Source organism: Frateuria sp. GZRR35 (assembly GCF_051900415.1).
GTDB lineage: Bacteria > Pseudomonadota > Gammaproteobacteria > Xanthomonadales > Rhodanobacteraceae > Frateuria_A.
On sequence record NZ_JBHZGL010000002.1, the window covers coordinates 118,354 to 133,037 of the forward strand.

Annotated in this window: 14 protein-coding genes; 5 read left to right on the forward strand and 9 right to left on the reverse strand. The window is 68.2% G+C overall.

Annotated features, from left to right (window positions below):
• The first annotated feature begins 124 nt into the window (after positions 1-124).
• The 3 genes from ACFWZ3_RS03060 to ACFWZ3_RS03070 all read left to right on the forward strand — a co-directional run bounded on the left by ACFWZ3_RS03060 (position 125) and on the right by ACFWZ3_RS03070 (position 3,698).
• A complete protein-coding gene (locus ACFWZ3_RS03060; RefSeq protein WP_439706325.1) occupies positions 125-1,303 on the forward strand; it encodes a thiolase family protein in 1,179 nt (392 codons plus the stop codon).
• A gap of 159 nt (positions 1,304-1,462) precedes the next feature.
• The gene (locus ACFWZ3_RS03065) at positions 1,463-1,879 is read left to right on the forward strand and encodes a hypothetical protein (RefSeq protein ID WP_439706326.1); all 417 of its coding nucleotides are present in this window, start codon (positions 1,463-1,465) and stop codon (positions 1,877-1,879) included.
• A gap of 211 nt (positions 1,880-2,090) precedes the next feature.
• Positions 2,091-3,698 (forward strand): carboxyl transferase domain-containing protein, encoded by a 1,608-nt coding sequence (locus tag ACFWZ3_RS03070; RefSeq protein ID WP_439706327.1) that lies wholly within the window; start codon positions 2,091-2,093, stop codon positions 3,696-3,698.
• A 185-nt stretch (positions 3,699-3,883) separates the two neighbouring features.
• Here ACFWZ3_RS03070 and ACFWZ3_RS03075 read toward each other — a convergent pair whose 3' ends face one another.
• From ACFWZ3_RS03075 to ACFWZ3_RS03085, 3 genes are read right to left on the reverse strand one after another with little or no spacing between them, the layout of a single operon-like run.
• On the reverse strand, positions 3,884-4,186 hold the full coding sequence (locus tag ACFWZ3_RS03075) for a DUF6587 family protein (RefSeq protein WP_439706328.1): 303 nt from the start codon (positions 4,184-4,186) through the stop codon (positions 3,884-3,886).
• Positions 4,183-6,033, reverse strand: a complete 1,851-nt coding sequence (gene feoB, locus ACFWZ3_RS03080; RefSeq protein ID WP_439706329.1) for a ferrous iron transport protein B — start codon at positions 6,031-6,033, stop codon at positions 4,183-4,185. The genes ACFWZ3_RS03075 and feoB overlap by 4 nt, the downstream gene beginning before the upstream one ends.
• Positions 6,030-6,272: a FeoA family protein gene (locus ACFWZ3_RS03085; protein WP_209618493.1), complete on the reverse strand. Its 243-nt coding sequence runs from the start codon at positions 6,270-6,272 to the stop codon at positions 6,030-6,032. The genes feoB and ACFWZ3_RS03085 overlap by 4 nt, the downstream gene beginning before the upstream one ends.
• 444 nt (positions 6,273-6,716) lie before the next feature.
• On the opposite strand from ACFWZ3_RS03085, the gene ACFWZ3_RS03090 reads away from it, so the two are divergent.
• Complete coding sequence (locus ACFWZ3_RS03090) at positions 6,717-7,502, forward strand: enoyl-CoA hydratase/isomerase family protein (protein ID WP_439706330.1); 786 nt, start codon at positions 6,717-6,719, stop codon at positions 7,500-7,502.
• A 60-nt stretch (positions 7,503-7,562) separates the two neighbouring features.
• Here the strand turns inward: ACFWZ3_RS03090 and ACFWZ3_RS03095 are convergent, their stop codons facing one another.
• The 6 genes from ACFWZ3_RS03095 to ACFWZ3_RS03120 are packed head-to-tail and all read right to left on the reverse strand — an operon-like array spanning position 7,563 to position 12,805.
• The gene (locus ACFWZ3_RS03095) at positions 7,563-8,081 is read right to left on the reverse strand and encodes a hypothetical protein (protein WP_439706331.1); all 519 of its coding nucleotides are present in this window, start codon (positions 8,079-8,081) and stop codon (positions 7,563-7,565) included.
• Positions 8,082-8,084: 3 nt separating this feature from the next.
• Positions 8,085-8,687 (reverse strand): response regulator transcription factor, encoded by a 603-nt coding sequence (locus ACFWZ3_RS03100; RefSeq protein WP_209618483.1) that lies wholly within the window; start codon positions 8,685-8,687, stop codon positions 8,085-8,087.
• A complete protein-coding gene (locus ACFWZ3_RS03105; RefSeq protein WP_439706594.1) occupies positions 8,684-9,865 on the reverse strand; it encodes a sensor histidine kinase in 1,182 nt (393 codons plus the stop codon). The genes ACFWZ3_RS03100 and ACFWZ3_RS03105 overlap by 4 nt, the downstream gene beginning before the upstream one ends.
• Positions 9,865-11,055, reverse strand: coding sequence for a sensor histidine kinase (locus ACFWZ3_RS03110; RefSeq protein ID WP_439706332.1), 1,191 nt, complete (start codon positions 11,053-11,055; stop codon positions 9,865-9,867). The genes ACFWZ3_RS03105 and ACFWZ3_RS03110 overlap by 1 nt, the downstream gene beginning before the upstream one ends.
• Positions 11,056-11,091: 36 nt before the next feature.
• On the reverse strand, positions 11,092-11,877 hold the full coding sequence (locus ACFWZ3_RS03115) for an ABC transporter permease (protein ID WP_439706333.1): 786 nt from the start codon (positions 11,875-11,877) through the stop codon (positions 11,092-11,094).
• A 1-nt stretch (position 11,878) separates the two neighbouring features.
• Positions 11,879-12,805 carry an ATP-binding cassette domain-containing protein gene (locus tag ACFWZ3_RS03120; protein WP_439706334.1) on the reverse strand — a complete coding sequence of 309 codons (927 nt, stop codon included), beginning with the start codon at positions 12,803-12,805 and terminating at the stop codon, positions 11,879-11,881.
• Between the two features lie 268 nt (positions 12,806-13,073).
• On the opposite strand from ACFWZ3_RS03120, the gene ACFWZ3_RS03125 reads away from it, so the two are divergent.
• On the forward strand, positions 13,074-14,570 hold the full coding sequence (locus ACFWZ3_RS03125; RefSeq protein WP_439706335.1) for an aminotransferase class III-fold pyridoxal phosphate-dependent enzyme: 1,497 nt from the start codon (positions 13,074-13,076) through the stop codon (positions 14,568-14,570).
• The last annotated feature ends 114 nt before the right edge of the window (positions 14,571-14,684 follow it).

A 14,684-nucleotide genomic window follows, 5' to 3' on the forward strand; every position in this document is an offset into this window, starting at 1 on the left:
GCCATGCCCCGGAAGCGTGCACGGAAGCGCGGCCGGCGCGGTTTGCCGCACTGCGGCATACGCTGCGATAATGGGCAATCGTCCACGGCGCGCAGGGCGCGCCCAAGCCTCGCGGAGAATTCCCATGTCCGACGTCGTCATTGCCGGCGCCAAGCGCACCGCCATCGGCTCCTTTCTCGGCCAGTTCACCGGCGTGCCCACCCCCACCCTCGGCGCGACCGCGATCCGGGCCGCGCTGGAACAATCCGGCGTGGCACCGTCCGAGGTCACCGAGGTGATCATGGGCTGCGTGCTGACCGCCAACCTCGGCCAGGCGCCGGCCCGCCAGGCCTCGCTCGGCGCCGGCCTGCCGCCGGCCGTCGGCTGCACCACCATCAACAAGGTATGCGGCTCGGGCATGAAGTCGATCATGTTGGGGCACGACCTGATCAAGGCCGGCTCGGCCGCGGTGGTGGTGGCCGGCGGCATGGAATCGATGACCAACGCCCCGCACATGGTCAACGCCCGCACCGGCATCCGCTACGGCGACGGTCAACTGGTCGACCACATGGCCTACGACGGCCTGACCAACCCGTACGACAACAAGGCGATGGGTATCTTCGGCGAGCAGTGCGCCGACAAGTACCACTTCAGCCGCGAGGACCAGGACGCCTTCGCGATCGAATCGGTCAAGCGCTCGCAGGCAGCGCAGGCCTCCGGTGCCTTTGCCGACGAGATCGTTCCGGTGACGGTCAAAGGTCGCAAGGGTGACGTGGTGGCGGACACCGACGAGCAGCCCGGCCGCTCGGACATCAACAAGATCCCGACCCTCAAGCCCGCCTTCCGCAAGGAAAATGGCACCATCACCGCGGCCAGCTCGTCGAGCATTTCCGACGGCGCCGCCGCCGTGGTGCTGCTCTCGGCGGACGACGCCAAGGCGCGCGGCATCAAGCCGCTGGCGCGCATCGTGGCGCATGCCACCAACTCGCAGGAACCGGAGTGGTTCACCACCGCGCCGGTGGGCGCGATCCAGAAGGTGCTGGACAAGGCTGGCTGGAAGGTCGAGGACGTGGACCTGTTCGAGGTCAACGAAGCCTTCGCGGTGGTCGCCATGGCGCCGATGCGCGAGCTGGGCGTGCCGCACGAAAAGCTCAACGTCAACGGCGGTGCCTGCGCGCTGGGCCACCCGATCGGCGCCAGCGGCGCGCGCCTGGTGGTCACCCTGCTCAACGCCCTGAAGACCCGCGGTGGCAAGCGCGGCGTAGCGTCCCTTTGCATCGGCGGCGGCGAAGCCACGGCGATCGCGGTGGAGCGACTGGATTAAGGCCTTTCCGTCACCTTCTGTCGACGGAACGAATGAAAGCCTGTTAACCGGCTTTTTAATATGTACTGAAGGGCAGTTGGTAAAACATATGGCGCGTGTACGGCGAAAGCGCTATTAATACGCGGCCAAAACGGCATTCCACGGCAAAGGAGATCCACCATGAAGTTGACGCGTACCCTACTCGCCTCCGCGCTCGTCGCGCTGCTGGCGGCTTGCAGCAACGGCGCGCAGGATTCCGCGCAGGACGCCCAGCAGTCCGCCGACCAGGCTCAGCAGTCCGCTGACCAGGCCCAGCAGGCTGCGGCGCAGACCGGTTCGCCGGCCGCCGACCAGGCTGCCCAGCAGGCCACCACGGCCGCCAACGCCGCCGGCCAGGCTGCTGATCAGGCCCAGCAGGCTGCTACTGCCGCCTCGGCTGCCGCCCCGGCCAACAACGACATGTCGAAGGACGCCATGTCGCAGGCCAAGGACGCCGCCGACAACGCTTCGGACCAGGCTGACAAGGCTGCCGACGCTGCCAAGGACGCCGCCGACAACGCCAAGGATGCTGCCGACGACCAGAACAAGGGTCACTGATCCTTCGGTTGTCAGATCGGAAAAAACCGGCCGCTTGCGGCCGGTTTTTTTATGCGCGCCTTTCGCGCGACACGCGTGTTGACCGCACGCGCGGCGGTCGCCGGTTATCATCGGGAGTTTGGCCGGTGCGCTTCGCTCCAATTCGCTATCGCGCCCATGGATGACACCCCGCCGCGTGCGGTTACGAACGAATGAGCCAGAGTCCAGTCCGATGACCAGCATTGCTTCGCAGATCGATACCCGTTCGCCCGATTTCCAGGCTTCCAGTGCGGCTCTGCGCGCGCTGGTCGATGACCTGAAGGCGCAACTTGCGCGCAACGCCGAAGGCGGCGGTGCCAAGGCACGCGAGAAGCACATCGCGCGCGGCAAGTTGCTGCCGCGCGAGCGCATCCGCGCACTGCTCGATCCGGGTTCGCCTTTCCTGGAGCTCTCGCCGCTGGCCGCGCATGGCATGTACGACGACGCGGCGCCGGCCGCCGGCATCATCACCGGCATCGGGCGCGTGAACGGCATCGAGGTGGTGGTGGTCGCCAACGACGCCACGGTCAAGGGCGGCACCTATTTCCCGATGACGGTGAAGAAGCACCTGCGTGCACAGGAGGTGGCGCTGGAAAACCGGTTGCCGTGCATCTACCTGGTCGACTCCGGCGGCGCGTTCCTGCCGCTGCAGGACGAGGTGTTTCCGGACAAGGAACATTTCGGCCGCATCTTCTACAACCAGGCGCGCATGTCCGCGCTCAACATCCCGCAGATCGCCGTGGTGATGGGCAGTTGCACCGCCGGTGGCGCCTACGTGCCGGCGATGAGCGACGAGACCATCATCGTGCGCGAGCAGGGCACCATCTTCCTGGGCGGTCCGCCGCTGGTGAAGGCGGCCACCGGTGAGGTGGTCGACGCCGAAACGCTCGGTGGCGCGGACGTCCATACGTCCGTCTCGGGCGTCGCCGACCATTACGCGGAAAACGACGCGCATGCGCTTTCCATCGCGCGCGACGTGGTGGCCAGCCTCAATCGCCGCAAGGACATGCCGCTGGCGCTCAAGCCCCCGGTCGAGCCGAAGTACGCGGCGGAGGAGCTCTACGGCGTCATTCCGCAGGACACGCGCCGTCCGTTCGACATCCGCGAGATCATCGCGCGCATCGTCGACGGCTCGGAATTCCACGAGTTCAAGGCCCGCTACGGCAAGACGCTGGTCACCGGCTTCGCGCACATCCACGGCTACCCGGTGGGCATCGTCGCCAACAACGGCATCCTGTTCGCCGAGAGCGCGCTCAAGGGCGCGCATTTCATCGAGCTGTGCAACCAGCGCAACGTGCCGCTGGTGTTTCTGCAGAACATCACCGGTTTCATGGTCGGCAAGAAGTACGAGCAGGCCGGCATCGCCAAGGACGGCGCCAAGATGGTGACCGCCGTGGCTTGCTCGCACGTACCCAAGTTCACCGTGGTGATCGGCGGCAGCTTCGGTGCCGGCAACTACGCCATGTGCGGCCGTGCCTACGGTGCGCGCTTCCTGTGGATGTGGCCCAACGCGCGCATCAGCGTGATGGGCGGCGAGCAGGCCGCCAGCGTGCTGGCGACCGTCAAGCGGGACGGCCTGGAGGCTGCCGGCAAGCAATGGAGCGCGGACGAGGAGGATGCCTTCAAGGCGCCGATCCGCGAGCAGTACGAACGCCAGGGCCATCCCTATTACGCCAGCGCACGGTTGTGGGACGACGGCATCATCGATCCGGCCGATACCCGCCGTGTGCTCGGCCTGGCGCTTTCGGCGTCCATGAACGCGCCGATCGAGCCGCAGCGCTTCGGCGTATTTCGTATGTAGCTCCTGCAGGAGCGGGACCGTGCGCGACCGCCGTGCCCGCACGGTCGCGCACAGGTGCGCTCCTTCAGAGATTCCGGTCGTTCGCGCTTTTTCTCTCTATCGCGCCGTCCAGTGCGCAACGGATGCCGCGGTGGCGTCTGGTGCATGACCCTCGACTGGTGGCGGCCTGCGCGGGTCGCTCAGCGTCAGCGACCGCGCGGACGAAAATGCAGCGGCACCGATTGCTGCGCCACAGGCGTCGGTGCGCAGCCGCCGCAACTGGAGCAGCCCTCGCCGCTCCCGCAACCGCCGCTCTTCGCGTCGACCGGCTGCAGCCAGCTACCTGCGCGCCGCAGGGCCGCCGCGCGGCCGGGGCGGTCCAGCGCGGCCGAAAGACGCGCCTGCATGCGTTTGGCCGTCTGCGGCAGCAGCTTGCGAAACGCGGCCAGCAGACTGGCCAGCAGCACCAGCGTGAGCACCACCGCCTGCACGATCGCGAACGTGCTCACGAGAGCGCCCGCGCGATCTGGTAGGTCAGCAGCGAGGCCAGGTAAGCCAGGCCGAACAGGTAGCCGGCAGTGATTGCCACGTTGCGCCAGGAGTTGGTCTCGCGACGGATCACGGCAAGCGTCGACATGCACTGCGGCGCGAACACGTACCAGGCGAGCAGGCTGAGCGCGGTGGCCAGCGACCACTGATTCGCGATCAGCGGCCCGAGTTGGTTGGCAATGGTGTCGTCGCTGCCGGACATCGCGTACACCGTGCCCAGCGCGGAGACCGCCACTTCGCGCGCGGCCAGCCCCGGCACGAGCGCGATGCAGATCTGCCAATTGAAGCCGATCGGCGCGAAGACATAGTGCAATGCGTGGCCCAGACGGCCGGCCAGGCTGTAGTCGATCGCCGGCCCGCTGGCGCCCGGCGGCGGCCCCGGGAAGCTGGAGAGGAACCACAGCAAAACGGTGAGCGCCAGAATGATGCCACCCACGCGCTTGAGGAAGATCTTGGCGCGCTCCCACAGCCCCAGCGCCACGTCGCGCACGTTCGGCAGGCGGTAGGACGGCAGCTCCATCAGCAGCGCGTGCTCGCTCTTGTCCTTGCGGAAGCGCTTGATCACGAACGCCACCGCGAGCGCGCTGACGATGCCCGCCACGTACAGCGTGAACAGCACCACGCCCTGCAGGTTGAACACGCCCCCCACCGTGCGGTGCGGGATGAACGCGGCGATCAGCAGCGTGTAGACCGGCAGGCGCGCCGAGCAGGTCATCAGCGGCGCGACCAGGATGGTGGTGAGCCGGTCGCGCGGATCGGTGATGCTGCGCGTGGCCATGATGCCGGGGATCGCGCAGGCGAAGCTCGACAACAGCGGAATGAAGGCACGCCCGGTCAGGCCGGCCTTGAACATCAGCTTGTCGAGCAGGAACGCCGCGCGCGGCAGGTAGCCGGATTCCTCCAGCACCAGGATGAACAGGAACAGGATCAGGATCTGCGGCAGGAACACCAGCACCGCGCCCAGGCCGGCGAAGATGCCGTCGTTGAGCAGACTGTGCAGCGCGCTTTCCGGCGGCAGCGCCGAGGTCACCCAGGTGCCGAGCGTGCCCACGCCCGCCTCGATGGCATCCATCAGCGGCTGCGCCCAGGAGAACACCGCCTGGAAGATCAGGAACATCAGCACGGCCAGGATGCCCAGGCCGAACACCGGATGCAGCGCCCAGCGGTCGATCGCGTCATCCACGGCGTCGGTGGCGCGCGGCATGATCACCGTCGCGGCCATCAGTGCGCGCACCTGCGCGTGCAGGTCGTTGCGGCTGGCCGGGTCGTCCGGCTGCACCGGCGCGGCCACCGGCACTTCGCCATCGACACGCTCGATCAGGGCCTTCGCACCGCCACGCCTGACCGCGATGGTTTCCACGACCGGCACCCCGAGCAGGCGCTGCAGTCCGAGCACATCGATCACGATGCCGCGGCGGCGCGCGGTGTCCATCATGTTGAGCGCCAGCACCACCGGTCGGCCCAGGCGCTTGACCTCCAGCACGAAACGCAGGTGCAGGCGCAGGTTGGTGGCATCGGCCACGCAGACGATCAGGTCCGGCGCCGGCTCGCCCGGGTAGCGGCCCTCGCAGACGTCGCGGGTGATCTGCTCGTCAGGGCTCGCCGCATCGAAGCTGTAGGTGCCCGGCAGATCGAGCAGTTGCAGCACGCGGCCGGACGGCGCCACGAAACGGCCTTCCTTGCGCTCGACGGTGACGCCGGCGTAGTTGGCGACCTTCTGCCGCCCGCCGGTGAGCTGGTTGAACAGCGCCGTCTTGCCGCAGTTGGGGTTGCCCACCAGCGCGATACGCAGGCCCTGCGCGCTCATGCCGCCTCCGCCTTCACATAGATGCGCGCCGCCTCGCTGCGGCGCAGGGCAAAGCGGGTGGAGCCGATCTGGATCAGCAGGGGATCGGCGCCGAGCGGACCGCAGGCGACCACGCGTACCGGCTCGCCGTCGACGAAGCCCAGGTCGCGCAGGCGCTGCGCGATGGGGTCGCCGGCGTGGGCATCGTCCACGCGGTCGACCACGGCGGGCGAACCTTTGGGCAAGTCGGAGAGGCGCACGGTGGGGTATTGAAGATAAGAATGGTTCGCATTATAGGCCAAAGGGGCTCGGTGCGCAGGGCGGCTTTGTCGCAAGGCTTCCCCCATCCGCCCTTCGGGCACCTTCCCCCGTGGGACGGGGGAAGGATCGGGACGTGGCATCCAGGCGACTGGGAAACATCAAAGCGCGCGGCAGCCAGTGATCCTTCCCCCGTGGGACGGGGGAAGATCGGGACGTAGCATCCAGGCGACCGGGAAACATCGAAGCGCGCGGCAGCCAGTGATCCTTCCCCCGTAGGACGGGGGAAGGATCGGGACGTAGCATCCAGGCGACCGGGAAACATCGAAGCGCGCGGCAGCCAGTGCACCTTCCCCCGTTCACGGGGGAAGGTGCCGACAGGCGGATGGGGGAAGCCTTGCCTCACACCCCGCTACACTCCCCGCTTTCCGCAGGAAGCCCCGCGCATGTCCGCCATCCTCGTTACCGACCGCGCCGCCGTCCGCCAGATCGCCCTCAATCGCCCGGAGGTGCACAACGCCTTTGACGACGGCCTGATTGCCGAGCTGACCTCCGCGCTGGTGGAGGCCGGCCGTGACGATGCCGTGCGGGCCGTGGTGCTGACCGGCACGGGCGCGAGCTTCTCCGCGGGCGCCGACCTCAATTGGATGCGCGGCATGGCGGGGGCGAGCGAACAGGAGAACCGCGAGGACTCGCTGCGCCTGGCCGCGCTGGTGCGCACGCTGCAATTCCTGCCCAAGCCGACCATTGCGCGCGTCAACGGCGCGGCCTACGGCGGCGGCGTGGGGCTGATCGCCGCGTGCGACATCGCCATCGGCGCGGACGGCGCGAAGTTCGGTCTTACCGAAGTGAAGCTCGGGCTGGTGCCCGCGGTGATCTCGCCCTACGTAGTCGCCGCCATCGGCGTGCGGCAGGCGCGCCGGTTGTTCCTCACCGGCGAGATCTTCGACGCGGCCGAGGCCTGCCGCATCGGCCTGCTGCACCGCGTGGTGCCGGCCGAGGGGCTCGACGAGGCGATCGATTTCACGCTGAAGTTGCTCGCCAAGGCCGGTCCGCAGGCGCAGCGCGAGGCCAAGCAGCTGGCGCTGCGCATGGCCGGGATCGACGAAACGGGCGCCGGTGCCATCGACGCGGACAATGCCGAACTGATCGCGCGACTGCGGGTTTCGGCCGAAGGCCAGGAAGGCCTGGGCGCCTTCCTCGACAAGCGTGCGCCCAACTGGATCCCGTAGGGTGGGCTTCAGCCCACCACCACCCCTGCGCGCAAACGAGCCGGTGGGCTGAAGCCCACCCTACGCTAGGGATCGGTCCGGTCGCGTTTCCAACGCTTGCCGGAACGACGCACAAAGCTCTCTCATCTGTTCGTATTCGGGCGTATTCGTGAAAACCGTGTCCCGTATCGCCTCCAGAAGAAACGCCACGGCCTCGGCGAGCGCATTACGGAGAGTTGCCAGATTGGCGAACGTCGTCCGGAGGTCGGCGAGAACTTGCTGGTGCTTCCCGGCCCGGAGCTCTGCACCGTACGTCTCGGTGAAGTGGTGCACGATGTTGTTGCGCTTGTTCACCAGCCCAGCAAGCTGCTCCCGTATGCCGTCGCTGATTGAAAGGGACCGGTCCATGAACTGCTCCGTCAGAGGCCCGAACGGGTGCCTCTTGAGCTTTCCGAGCCGATCCAGCGCTTCGGCGAGGCTGGGGAGCGTCGAGTCCATGAAAGGCAGCAGCGCCTTCAGGTAACGCTCGGCCTCTTGGCAGACAAGCACGGTGGCGCCGACCTGCATTTGCAGCTCGCGTTGGAAATCCGCCTCGGCCACGCCTTACAGCCAGCCCTTCTGCCGCGCCAGCCTGAACGCCTCGATACGGTTTCCCGCACCCAGTTTGCCGATCGCCTCGGACAGGTAATTGCGTACGGTGCCGTGCGAAAGATTGAGCCGTGTGGCGATGTCGCCGGCCGAGAGCCCCTCGCCCGCCAGGCGCAGGACCTGCCGTTCGCGGTCGTTGAGCGGATCGGCTTCGGTCCAGGCTTCCAGCGCCAGTTGCGGATCGATCGCGCGGCCGCCGCGGTGCACCGTGCGCAGCGCCTCGGCCAGGTTCTCGGCAGGGGCGTCCTTGAGCAGATAACCGGATACGCCTGCATCCAGCGCACGGCGCAGGAAGCCGGGGCGGGCGAAGGTGGTCACGATGATCACCTTCATCGGCAGCTCCTGCCGCTGGATGCGCTGGGCCAGTTCCAGGCCGGTCAGGCCGGGCATTTCGATGTCGGTGACCAGCACGTCGGGCTTGAGTCGCTGCAGCTCGCGCCAGGCGCTCTCGCCATCGGCGGCGGAACCGAGCACCTCGATATCGCTTTCCAGGTTGAGCAGCGCCGACAGCGCGCCGCGCACCATCGCCTGGTCCTCGGCCAGCAGCACGCGGATCATGCGGCACTCCCGGCAGCCGGAACCAGGGATGATTCCTTGGCGCTGCTTTCCGCGGGCACGCTTGCCTGCGCCGTCACCGGCACGCGGATGGACAGCCGCGTGCCGTGCCGCGGCGGCGAGTCGATCGCCAGCGTGCCGCCCAAGGCGCGCACGCGTTCGCGCATGCCGCTCACGCCGTTGCCATGCGCGGCCAGCCCGCCGCGCCCGTTGTCGCTGATGTGCATCTGGAGCATCTCGTCTTCGAAGGAAACGCTCGCGCTGGCCTGGGTGGCGCGCGCGTGGCGGTGGATATTGGTGATCGCCTCGCGCAGCACCAGCGCGACCGAAGCCTCGACGCTGTCGGGCAGAGCGAGGCCATCAGGCAAGCTGCCCTCGAACGCCACACCGGAAGCTTCCAGCATGAGCCGGGCAGAGGTGAGTTCGGCGCCCAGATCGCTGCGGCGCATGCCGGTCACCGCCGCGCGCACCTCGGCGAGGGCGTGGCGCGCGACACGTTCGACCTCGGCCATCTCGCGCTGCGCGCGGGCTGGCTCGGCCAGGGCCAGGCGCTTGGCCAGTTCCGACTTGAGCGCCACCAGCGACAGCGTGTGCCCAAGCAGGTCGTGCAGGTCGCGACCGATGCGCTCGCGCTCGGCCAGCGTCGCCAGGCGCCGCACCTCGGTCTGGGACAGGCGAAGTTCCGCGTCCTTGCGCGCGCTGTGCATGTAGGCGATGTTGCTGAAGCCGCCGAACAGACCCGACATCACCACCCACAGCGCAATGCTCAGCGGATCGCCGAAGGCCCACGCCTTGGCCAGGGTCAACGCGCCCATCACCGCCACGCTGGCCAGCCAGCGCCGCCACGATGGCGAGAACGCAGCGACCACACTGGCGAGGATCAACAGGATGAAACCAAAGGGGTTGCAGGCCCACAACGCCAACCCCGTGGCGACCATGCCGGCGACATACCAGTCCACGCGCCGGCGTGGCCCCACGTAGACGCGCGAGTACAGGTACACGAACACCGGGACCGCCAACAGCGTGGGCGCCAGCCACGTTCCCAGCTCGCGGTGCAGCGACGCCGGTCCCTGGAACAGGGCCACCAGCGCGAACAGCGAGAGGCCGGCCTGCCAGCGCATGTACAGCGGCGAGCGCAGTTGCCCCAGCAGCGAGTCCGGCCGCGGCGCGAACCACCGCATCACGGGCGCGCTTCCGCTGTCATCGGCAGGCTGTCGACCGGCGCGGGCGCCGCCGCGATCTGCATCGCCGACGCGGGCAACGGCACCACCACCCGCAGGCGCGTGCCATGCCCCTGCTGCGAATGGATCTGCAGGCGACCGCCGAGCGCACGCACGCGCTCGCGCATGCCGGTCAGGCCGTTGCCCTCTTCCAGCACGCCACCACGACCATTGTCCGCGATGGTCAGACACAGGCCGCCGTCGATGCATTCGAAAGCCACGTTGGCGCAGGTGGCCGCCGCGTGGCGCGCGATGTTGGTCGCCGCCTCGCGCAGCACCAGCGACAGGCCGCGCTCGGTCTCGGCAGGCAGGCACGGTGGCTGGCCATAGTCCAGGTGGACGCCGGAAGATTCCAGCAGCAGCCGCGCGGAGGCCAGTTCGGCCGCCAGGTCGGTCGCACGGATGCCGGTGACCGCCGCGCGTACCTGCGCCAGTGCATGGCGCGCGACGTTCTCGGCCTCGATCACCTCGCGCCGCGCCGCCTCGGTGTCGCGATCGAACAGCTTGCGCGACAGTTCCAGCTTGAGCGTGATCAAGGACAGCGTGTGGCCCAGCAGGTCATGCAGGTCGCGCCCGATGCGCTCGCGCTCGGCGGTGGCCGCGAGCCGGCGTACTTCGTCGTGGGAAAGCTTGAGCGCCGCGTCCTTCTCGTGCCCGATGCGCTCCACGTGCGTCACCATGGCGATGATGATGGTCATCATGGGGAAGGCGACCAGCGCCTGCCACGGATAGCCCACTTTCCAGGCCACCAGCAGGTAGACCGCGTTCAACAGCAGCAGGCGCAAGAAGAACGGCGCCAGGCGGCGGCTGCTCACGCTGCAGGACACACAGCCGTAGATGAAGTAGTTCACGCTGCCCGAATAAAACGGGATCAGCACGATGCCAAACAGCGCCAGCCCCATGCCGTAGCGCGCCGCGATGTTCCGGGGAACCAGCATGGACTTGGCGAACAGCGCCACGAACACCGGGTAGGTCAGCGCGGTCAGGATGGCCCAGCGCCAGGTGTAGCCGCGGTCGAACAGCGGCGTGACGAACAGCCAGGCCGACCACAGCAAATGGACCGATTCCATCCGCGGCGACTTGCCCTGCTGGATGATCTCGCTGACGCGCGATCCGGGCTCGGGCGCAAACCAGGTGGCGAGGCGATTCATGGGCCGGTCCTGCGAGGCGATCGCGCTGATGCTACTTCAACCGTACCGGCGCAGCCGACGTGCGGCCAGCAGCAGGAAGGCGGCGGTGAATCCGAGCAGCACCAGCACGTGCCCGGCCAGCCCATCCTGCGGCATGCCCACCGCGGCGAGCGCCAGGCGGTCAAGGTGGTAGCTCGGCCACACCGGCGCGATCTGCTGCAGCACCTTGGGCAGCATCGGCAGCGGGAACCACAGGCCGGACAGGAACGACATCGGCAGGTAGATGAGGTTGAGCACGCCCGGGCCGCCCTGCCCCTTGACCAGCGTGCCGATGAACATGCCCAGCGCGCAGAACGGCAACACGCCGAGCACGCCGGTGGTCAGCAGCGCCGCGGCCTGGGTAAGCGACAGCGACACGTGCGCGGTCTGCGACAGTCCCAGCAGGAGCAGTACCACGAACGCGGCCGCCCCCATCGCCATCAGCATCTTGCCGAGCAGGTAGGCGCCCGGTGGCATGGGGAGTGCGCGCTTGAGCGTGAGCAGGCCGCCATCGCGCTCCAGCGCCAGCGACACGCCGAAGCCGAACAAGCCCGGGCTCATCACGCCGAAGGTGGCGTAGCTGGCCAGCAGGTAGCGCGCCGCGTCGGTGCCCTCGCCCTTGGCCATCAGCACGCCGAACACGAGGTAGAACATGCCGGGAAACAGGGTAATCGGCAGCATGAAGCTCGGCGCACGCAGGTAGCGCAGGCATTCGCTGCGTGCCTCGGCGAGGTAGGCGCCGAGCACGCGGCCAGCGGGCATCGTGTCGTTGTCGGCGGCCGGGTTCAGGGAAAGCGTATCCATGTCAGGCGGCCTCTCGCTGGTCATTGGGCGATGCGTCGGCATCGCGGGTCAGTTCGGTGAAGGCTTCGGCAAGGCCCGCACGCTGCACTTCCAGCTCGCGCAGCCAGGCGTCGTTCTGCAGCAGGCGCAGCACCACCACTTCGGCCTCGGCGGTGGTCAGCTGCAGGCGACCGCCTTCCACGCGCACCTCCACCACCTCGGGCCAGGCAGCCACCGTTTCGGGCAGCAGCGTGCTGATGCAGCGGATGCGTTTGACGCCTACGCGGGCGCGCAGCTCGTCGACCGTGCCTTCGTGGATGGCGCGACCGCGGGTCATCACGCAGACGCGGTCGGCCAACGCCTCGGCCTCTTCCAGGTAGTGCGTGGTCAGCAGCACCGAGCAGCCTTCGCCGACCAGCCGGCGGATGGCTGCCCACAGCGCCTGGCGCGCCTCGATGTCCATGCCGACGGTCGGTTCGTCCAGGAACAGCAGTTGCGGACGCCCGCACAGCGCCAACGCAAACTGCACGCGCCGCTGCTGGCCGCCGGAGAGCTTGCCGTAGGGGCGGTCGAGCAGGTCCTCGACCGCCGCCAATTCAGCCGATTCCTGCAGCACGCGCGGATTGGCGTAGTAGCTGGCGGTCAGGCGCAGCAACTCGCGCACACGCAGCGTCAGCGGCAATGTGGCGCTCTGCAGCATCACGCCGATCCGCCGGCGCGCCTCGATCCGCTGCGGATCCTGCCCGAACAGCTCCACTTCGCCCGCATCGGGCCGGTGCAGACCCAGCAGCAGGCTGATGGCGGAAGACTTGCCCGCGCCATTGGGACCGAGCAGCGCGAGCAGCTCGCCGCGATGCAGGGCGAGGTCCAGGCCGTCGACGGCGGTGAGCGCGCCGTAGCGCTTGACCGCACCGCGCAGGCGCGCGACCGGGATGGCTGACATGTCCATGGGACCTCCTTGGTATGGACGCAAACATTAGGCACGGCAAGGCCTTGCGGACACTGGTCGACGTCAGCCGGCGCTGGTGACAGCCGTCATGCGGGGTTACGGCGGAGCCGGGCGCACGGTATCCTTGGGATTATCCCCGGCCCGTCAGGCGCGCTTTCCACGGTCGAAAAGACGGGTCCGCACAACCGCATGCGCCGAAAGCCGCGCGTGCCCGCAATCACCGCCAGCGGCGCCATCGAGGCGCCGGCCGGCCACGAGGAGGACTGCCATGGGTGTGATCGATCAGCTGCGCGAGATGCGCGAATTCGGCGGCAAGCCGCGTACCGTTGGCCTGGACGACGCCAACATCGAGCGCATGGCGGCCAGCGCCCCCGAACTGGTGCAGGCTGTCGACGAGGCCCTGGCCCGCCATCGCGAACTGCGCGCGGAACTTGGCGATTTCCTCAAGCTGGACGAATCCGAGCAGTTGGCCAAGGCCCAGGCCGGCTACGTCAACTTCTATCCGGACGACGCGATCAACCCGTACCTGCCGGCCGCCGCGCGCGGTCCGTGGATCGTGACGCTCAAGGGCGCCGTGCTGCACGACAACGGCGGCTACGGCATGCTCGGCTTCGGCCACAACCAGCCGGCGATCATGGAAGCGCTGTCGCAGCCGCAGGTGATGGCCAACGTGATGTCGCCCAGCGTCTCGCAGCTGCGCTTCACCCGCGCGATGGACAAGGAGCTGGGCCGCAGCCGTGGCGCCAATCCGTACAAGCAGTACCTATGCCTGAACTCCGGTTCCGAAGCCGTGGGCCTGGCCTGCCGCATCGCCGACGTCAACGCCAAGCTGATGACCGACACGGGCGGCCGCCATGCCAACCGCACGATCAAGCGCCTGTCCGTGCGCGGCGCCTTCCACGGCCGTACCGACAAGCCGGCGCTGTATTCCGATTCCAGCCGCAAGACCTACCAGCAGCACCTTGCCAGCTACCGCCACGAGGACACGCTGATCACGGTCGCGCCCTACGACGTGGAGCAGCTCAAAGCCGCGTTCGCAGACGCCGACAAGCACGGTTGGTTCATCGAGGCGATGTTCCTGGAGCCGGTGATGGGCGAAGGCGACCCGGGCCGCGCGGTGACGCCGGAGTTCTACAAGGCCGCGCGCGAACTGACCGAGGTGCACGGCACGCTGCTGCTGGTCGATTCGATCCAGGCCGGCCTGCGTGCGCATGGCGTGCTGTCGATCATCGACTACCCCGGCTTCGAGAAGCTGCCGGCGCCGGACATGGAGACCTTCTCCAAGGCGCTCAACGCCGGCCAGTACCCGCTGTCGGTGCTGGCTGTCAGCGACCGCACCGCCGGCCTGTACCGCAAGGGCATCTACGGCAACACCATGACCACCAACCCGCGCGCGCTGGACGTGGCGCTGGCCACGATGGACCTGCTCACCGACGCGGTGCGCGCCAACATCAAGGCCCGTGGCGAGGAATTCGTGGCCAAGCTGGAAAAGCTCAAGGATGAACTGGGCGGCCTGATCACCAAGGTGCAAGGCACCGGCCTGCTGTTCTCCTGCGAGCTGGCGCCGCAGTTCAAGTGCTACGGCTCCAACTCGACCGAGGAATACATGCGCGAGCACGGCGTGGGCGTGATCCACGGCGGTGCCAATTCGTTGCGCTTCACGCCGCACTTCAATGTCACCAGCGCCGAAGTCGACCTGGTCGTGGACCACGTGCGCCAGGCACTGCTGAAAGGTCCGCGCAAGCAGACCGCCGAGGCGGCCTGAGCGAAGTGAAACGAAGGGCGCGTCGGCAACGGCGCGCCCTTTTTCGTGCCTGACAAATTCAGGCTCTTGCAGGAGCACCTTGGGCGCGACCGGGATGCATTGCGGTCGCGCCCG

What these genes read in the sequence shown, in the direction of transcription:
- ACFWZ3_RS03060 (WP_439706325.1), top strand. Translation starts at nt 125, where the DNA reads ATGTCCGACGTCGTCATTGCCGGCGCCAAGCGCACCGCCATCGGCTCC.
- feoB (WP_439706329.1), bottom strand. Translation starts at nt 6,033, where the DNA reads ATGAGCGCGCAGGGCCTGCGTATCGCGCTGGTGGGCAACCCCAACTGC.
- ACFWZ3_RS03100 (WP_209618483.1), bottom strand. Translation starts at nt 8,687, where the DNA reads ATGATCCGCGTGCTGCTGGCCGAGGACCAGGCGATGGTGCGCGGCGCG.
- ACFWZ3_RS03105 (WP_439706594.1), bottom strand. Translation starts at nt 9,865, where the DNA reads ATGCGGTGGTTCGCGCCGCGGCCGGACTCGCTGCTGGGGCAACTGCGC.
- ACFWZ3_RS03115 (WP_439706333.1), bottom strand. Translation starts at nt 11,877, where the DNA reads ATGGATACGCTTTCCCTGAACCCGGCCGCCGACAACGACACGATGCCC.
- ACFWZ3_RS03070 (WP_439706327.1), top strand. Translation starts at nt 2,091, where the DNA reads ATGACCAGCATTGCTTCGCAGATCGATACCCGTTCGCCCGATTTCCAG.
- ACFWZ3_RS03065 (WP_439706326.1), top strand. Translation starts at nt 1,463, where the DNA reads ATGAAGTTGACGCGTACCCTACTCGCCTCCGCGCTCGTCGCGCTGCTG.
- ACFWZ3_RS03110 (WP_439706332.1), bottom strand. Translation starts at nt 11,055, where the DNA reads ATGAATCGCCTCGCCACCTGGTTTGCGCCCGAGCCCGGATCGCGCGTC.
- ACFWZ3_RS03090 (WP_439706330.1), top strand. Translation starts at nt 6,717, where the DNA reads ATGTCCGCCATCCTCGTTACCGACCGCGCCGCCGTCCGCCAGATCGCC.
- ACFWZ3_RS03125 (WP_439706335.1), top strand. Translation starts at nt 13,074, where the DNA reads ATGGGTGTGATCGATCAGCTGCGCGAGATGCGCGAATTCGGCGGCAAG.
- ACFWZ3_RS03120 (WP_439706334.1), bottom strand. Translation starts at nt 12,805, where the DNA reads ATGGACATGTCAGCCATCCCGGTCGCGCGCCTGCGCGGTGCGGTCAAG.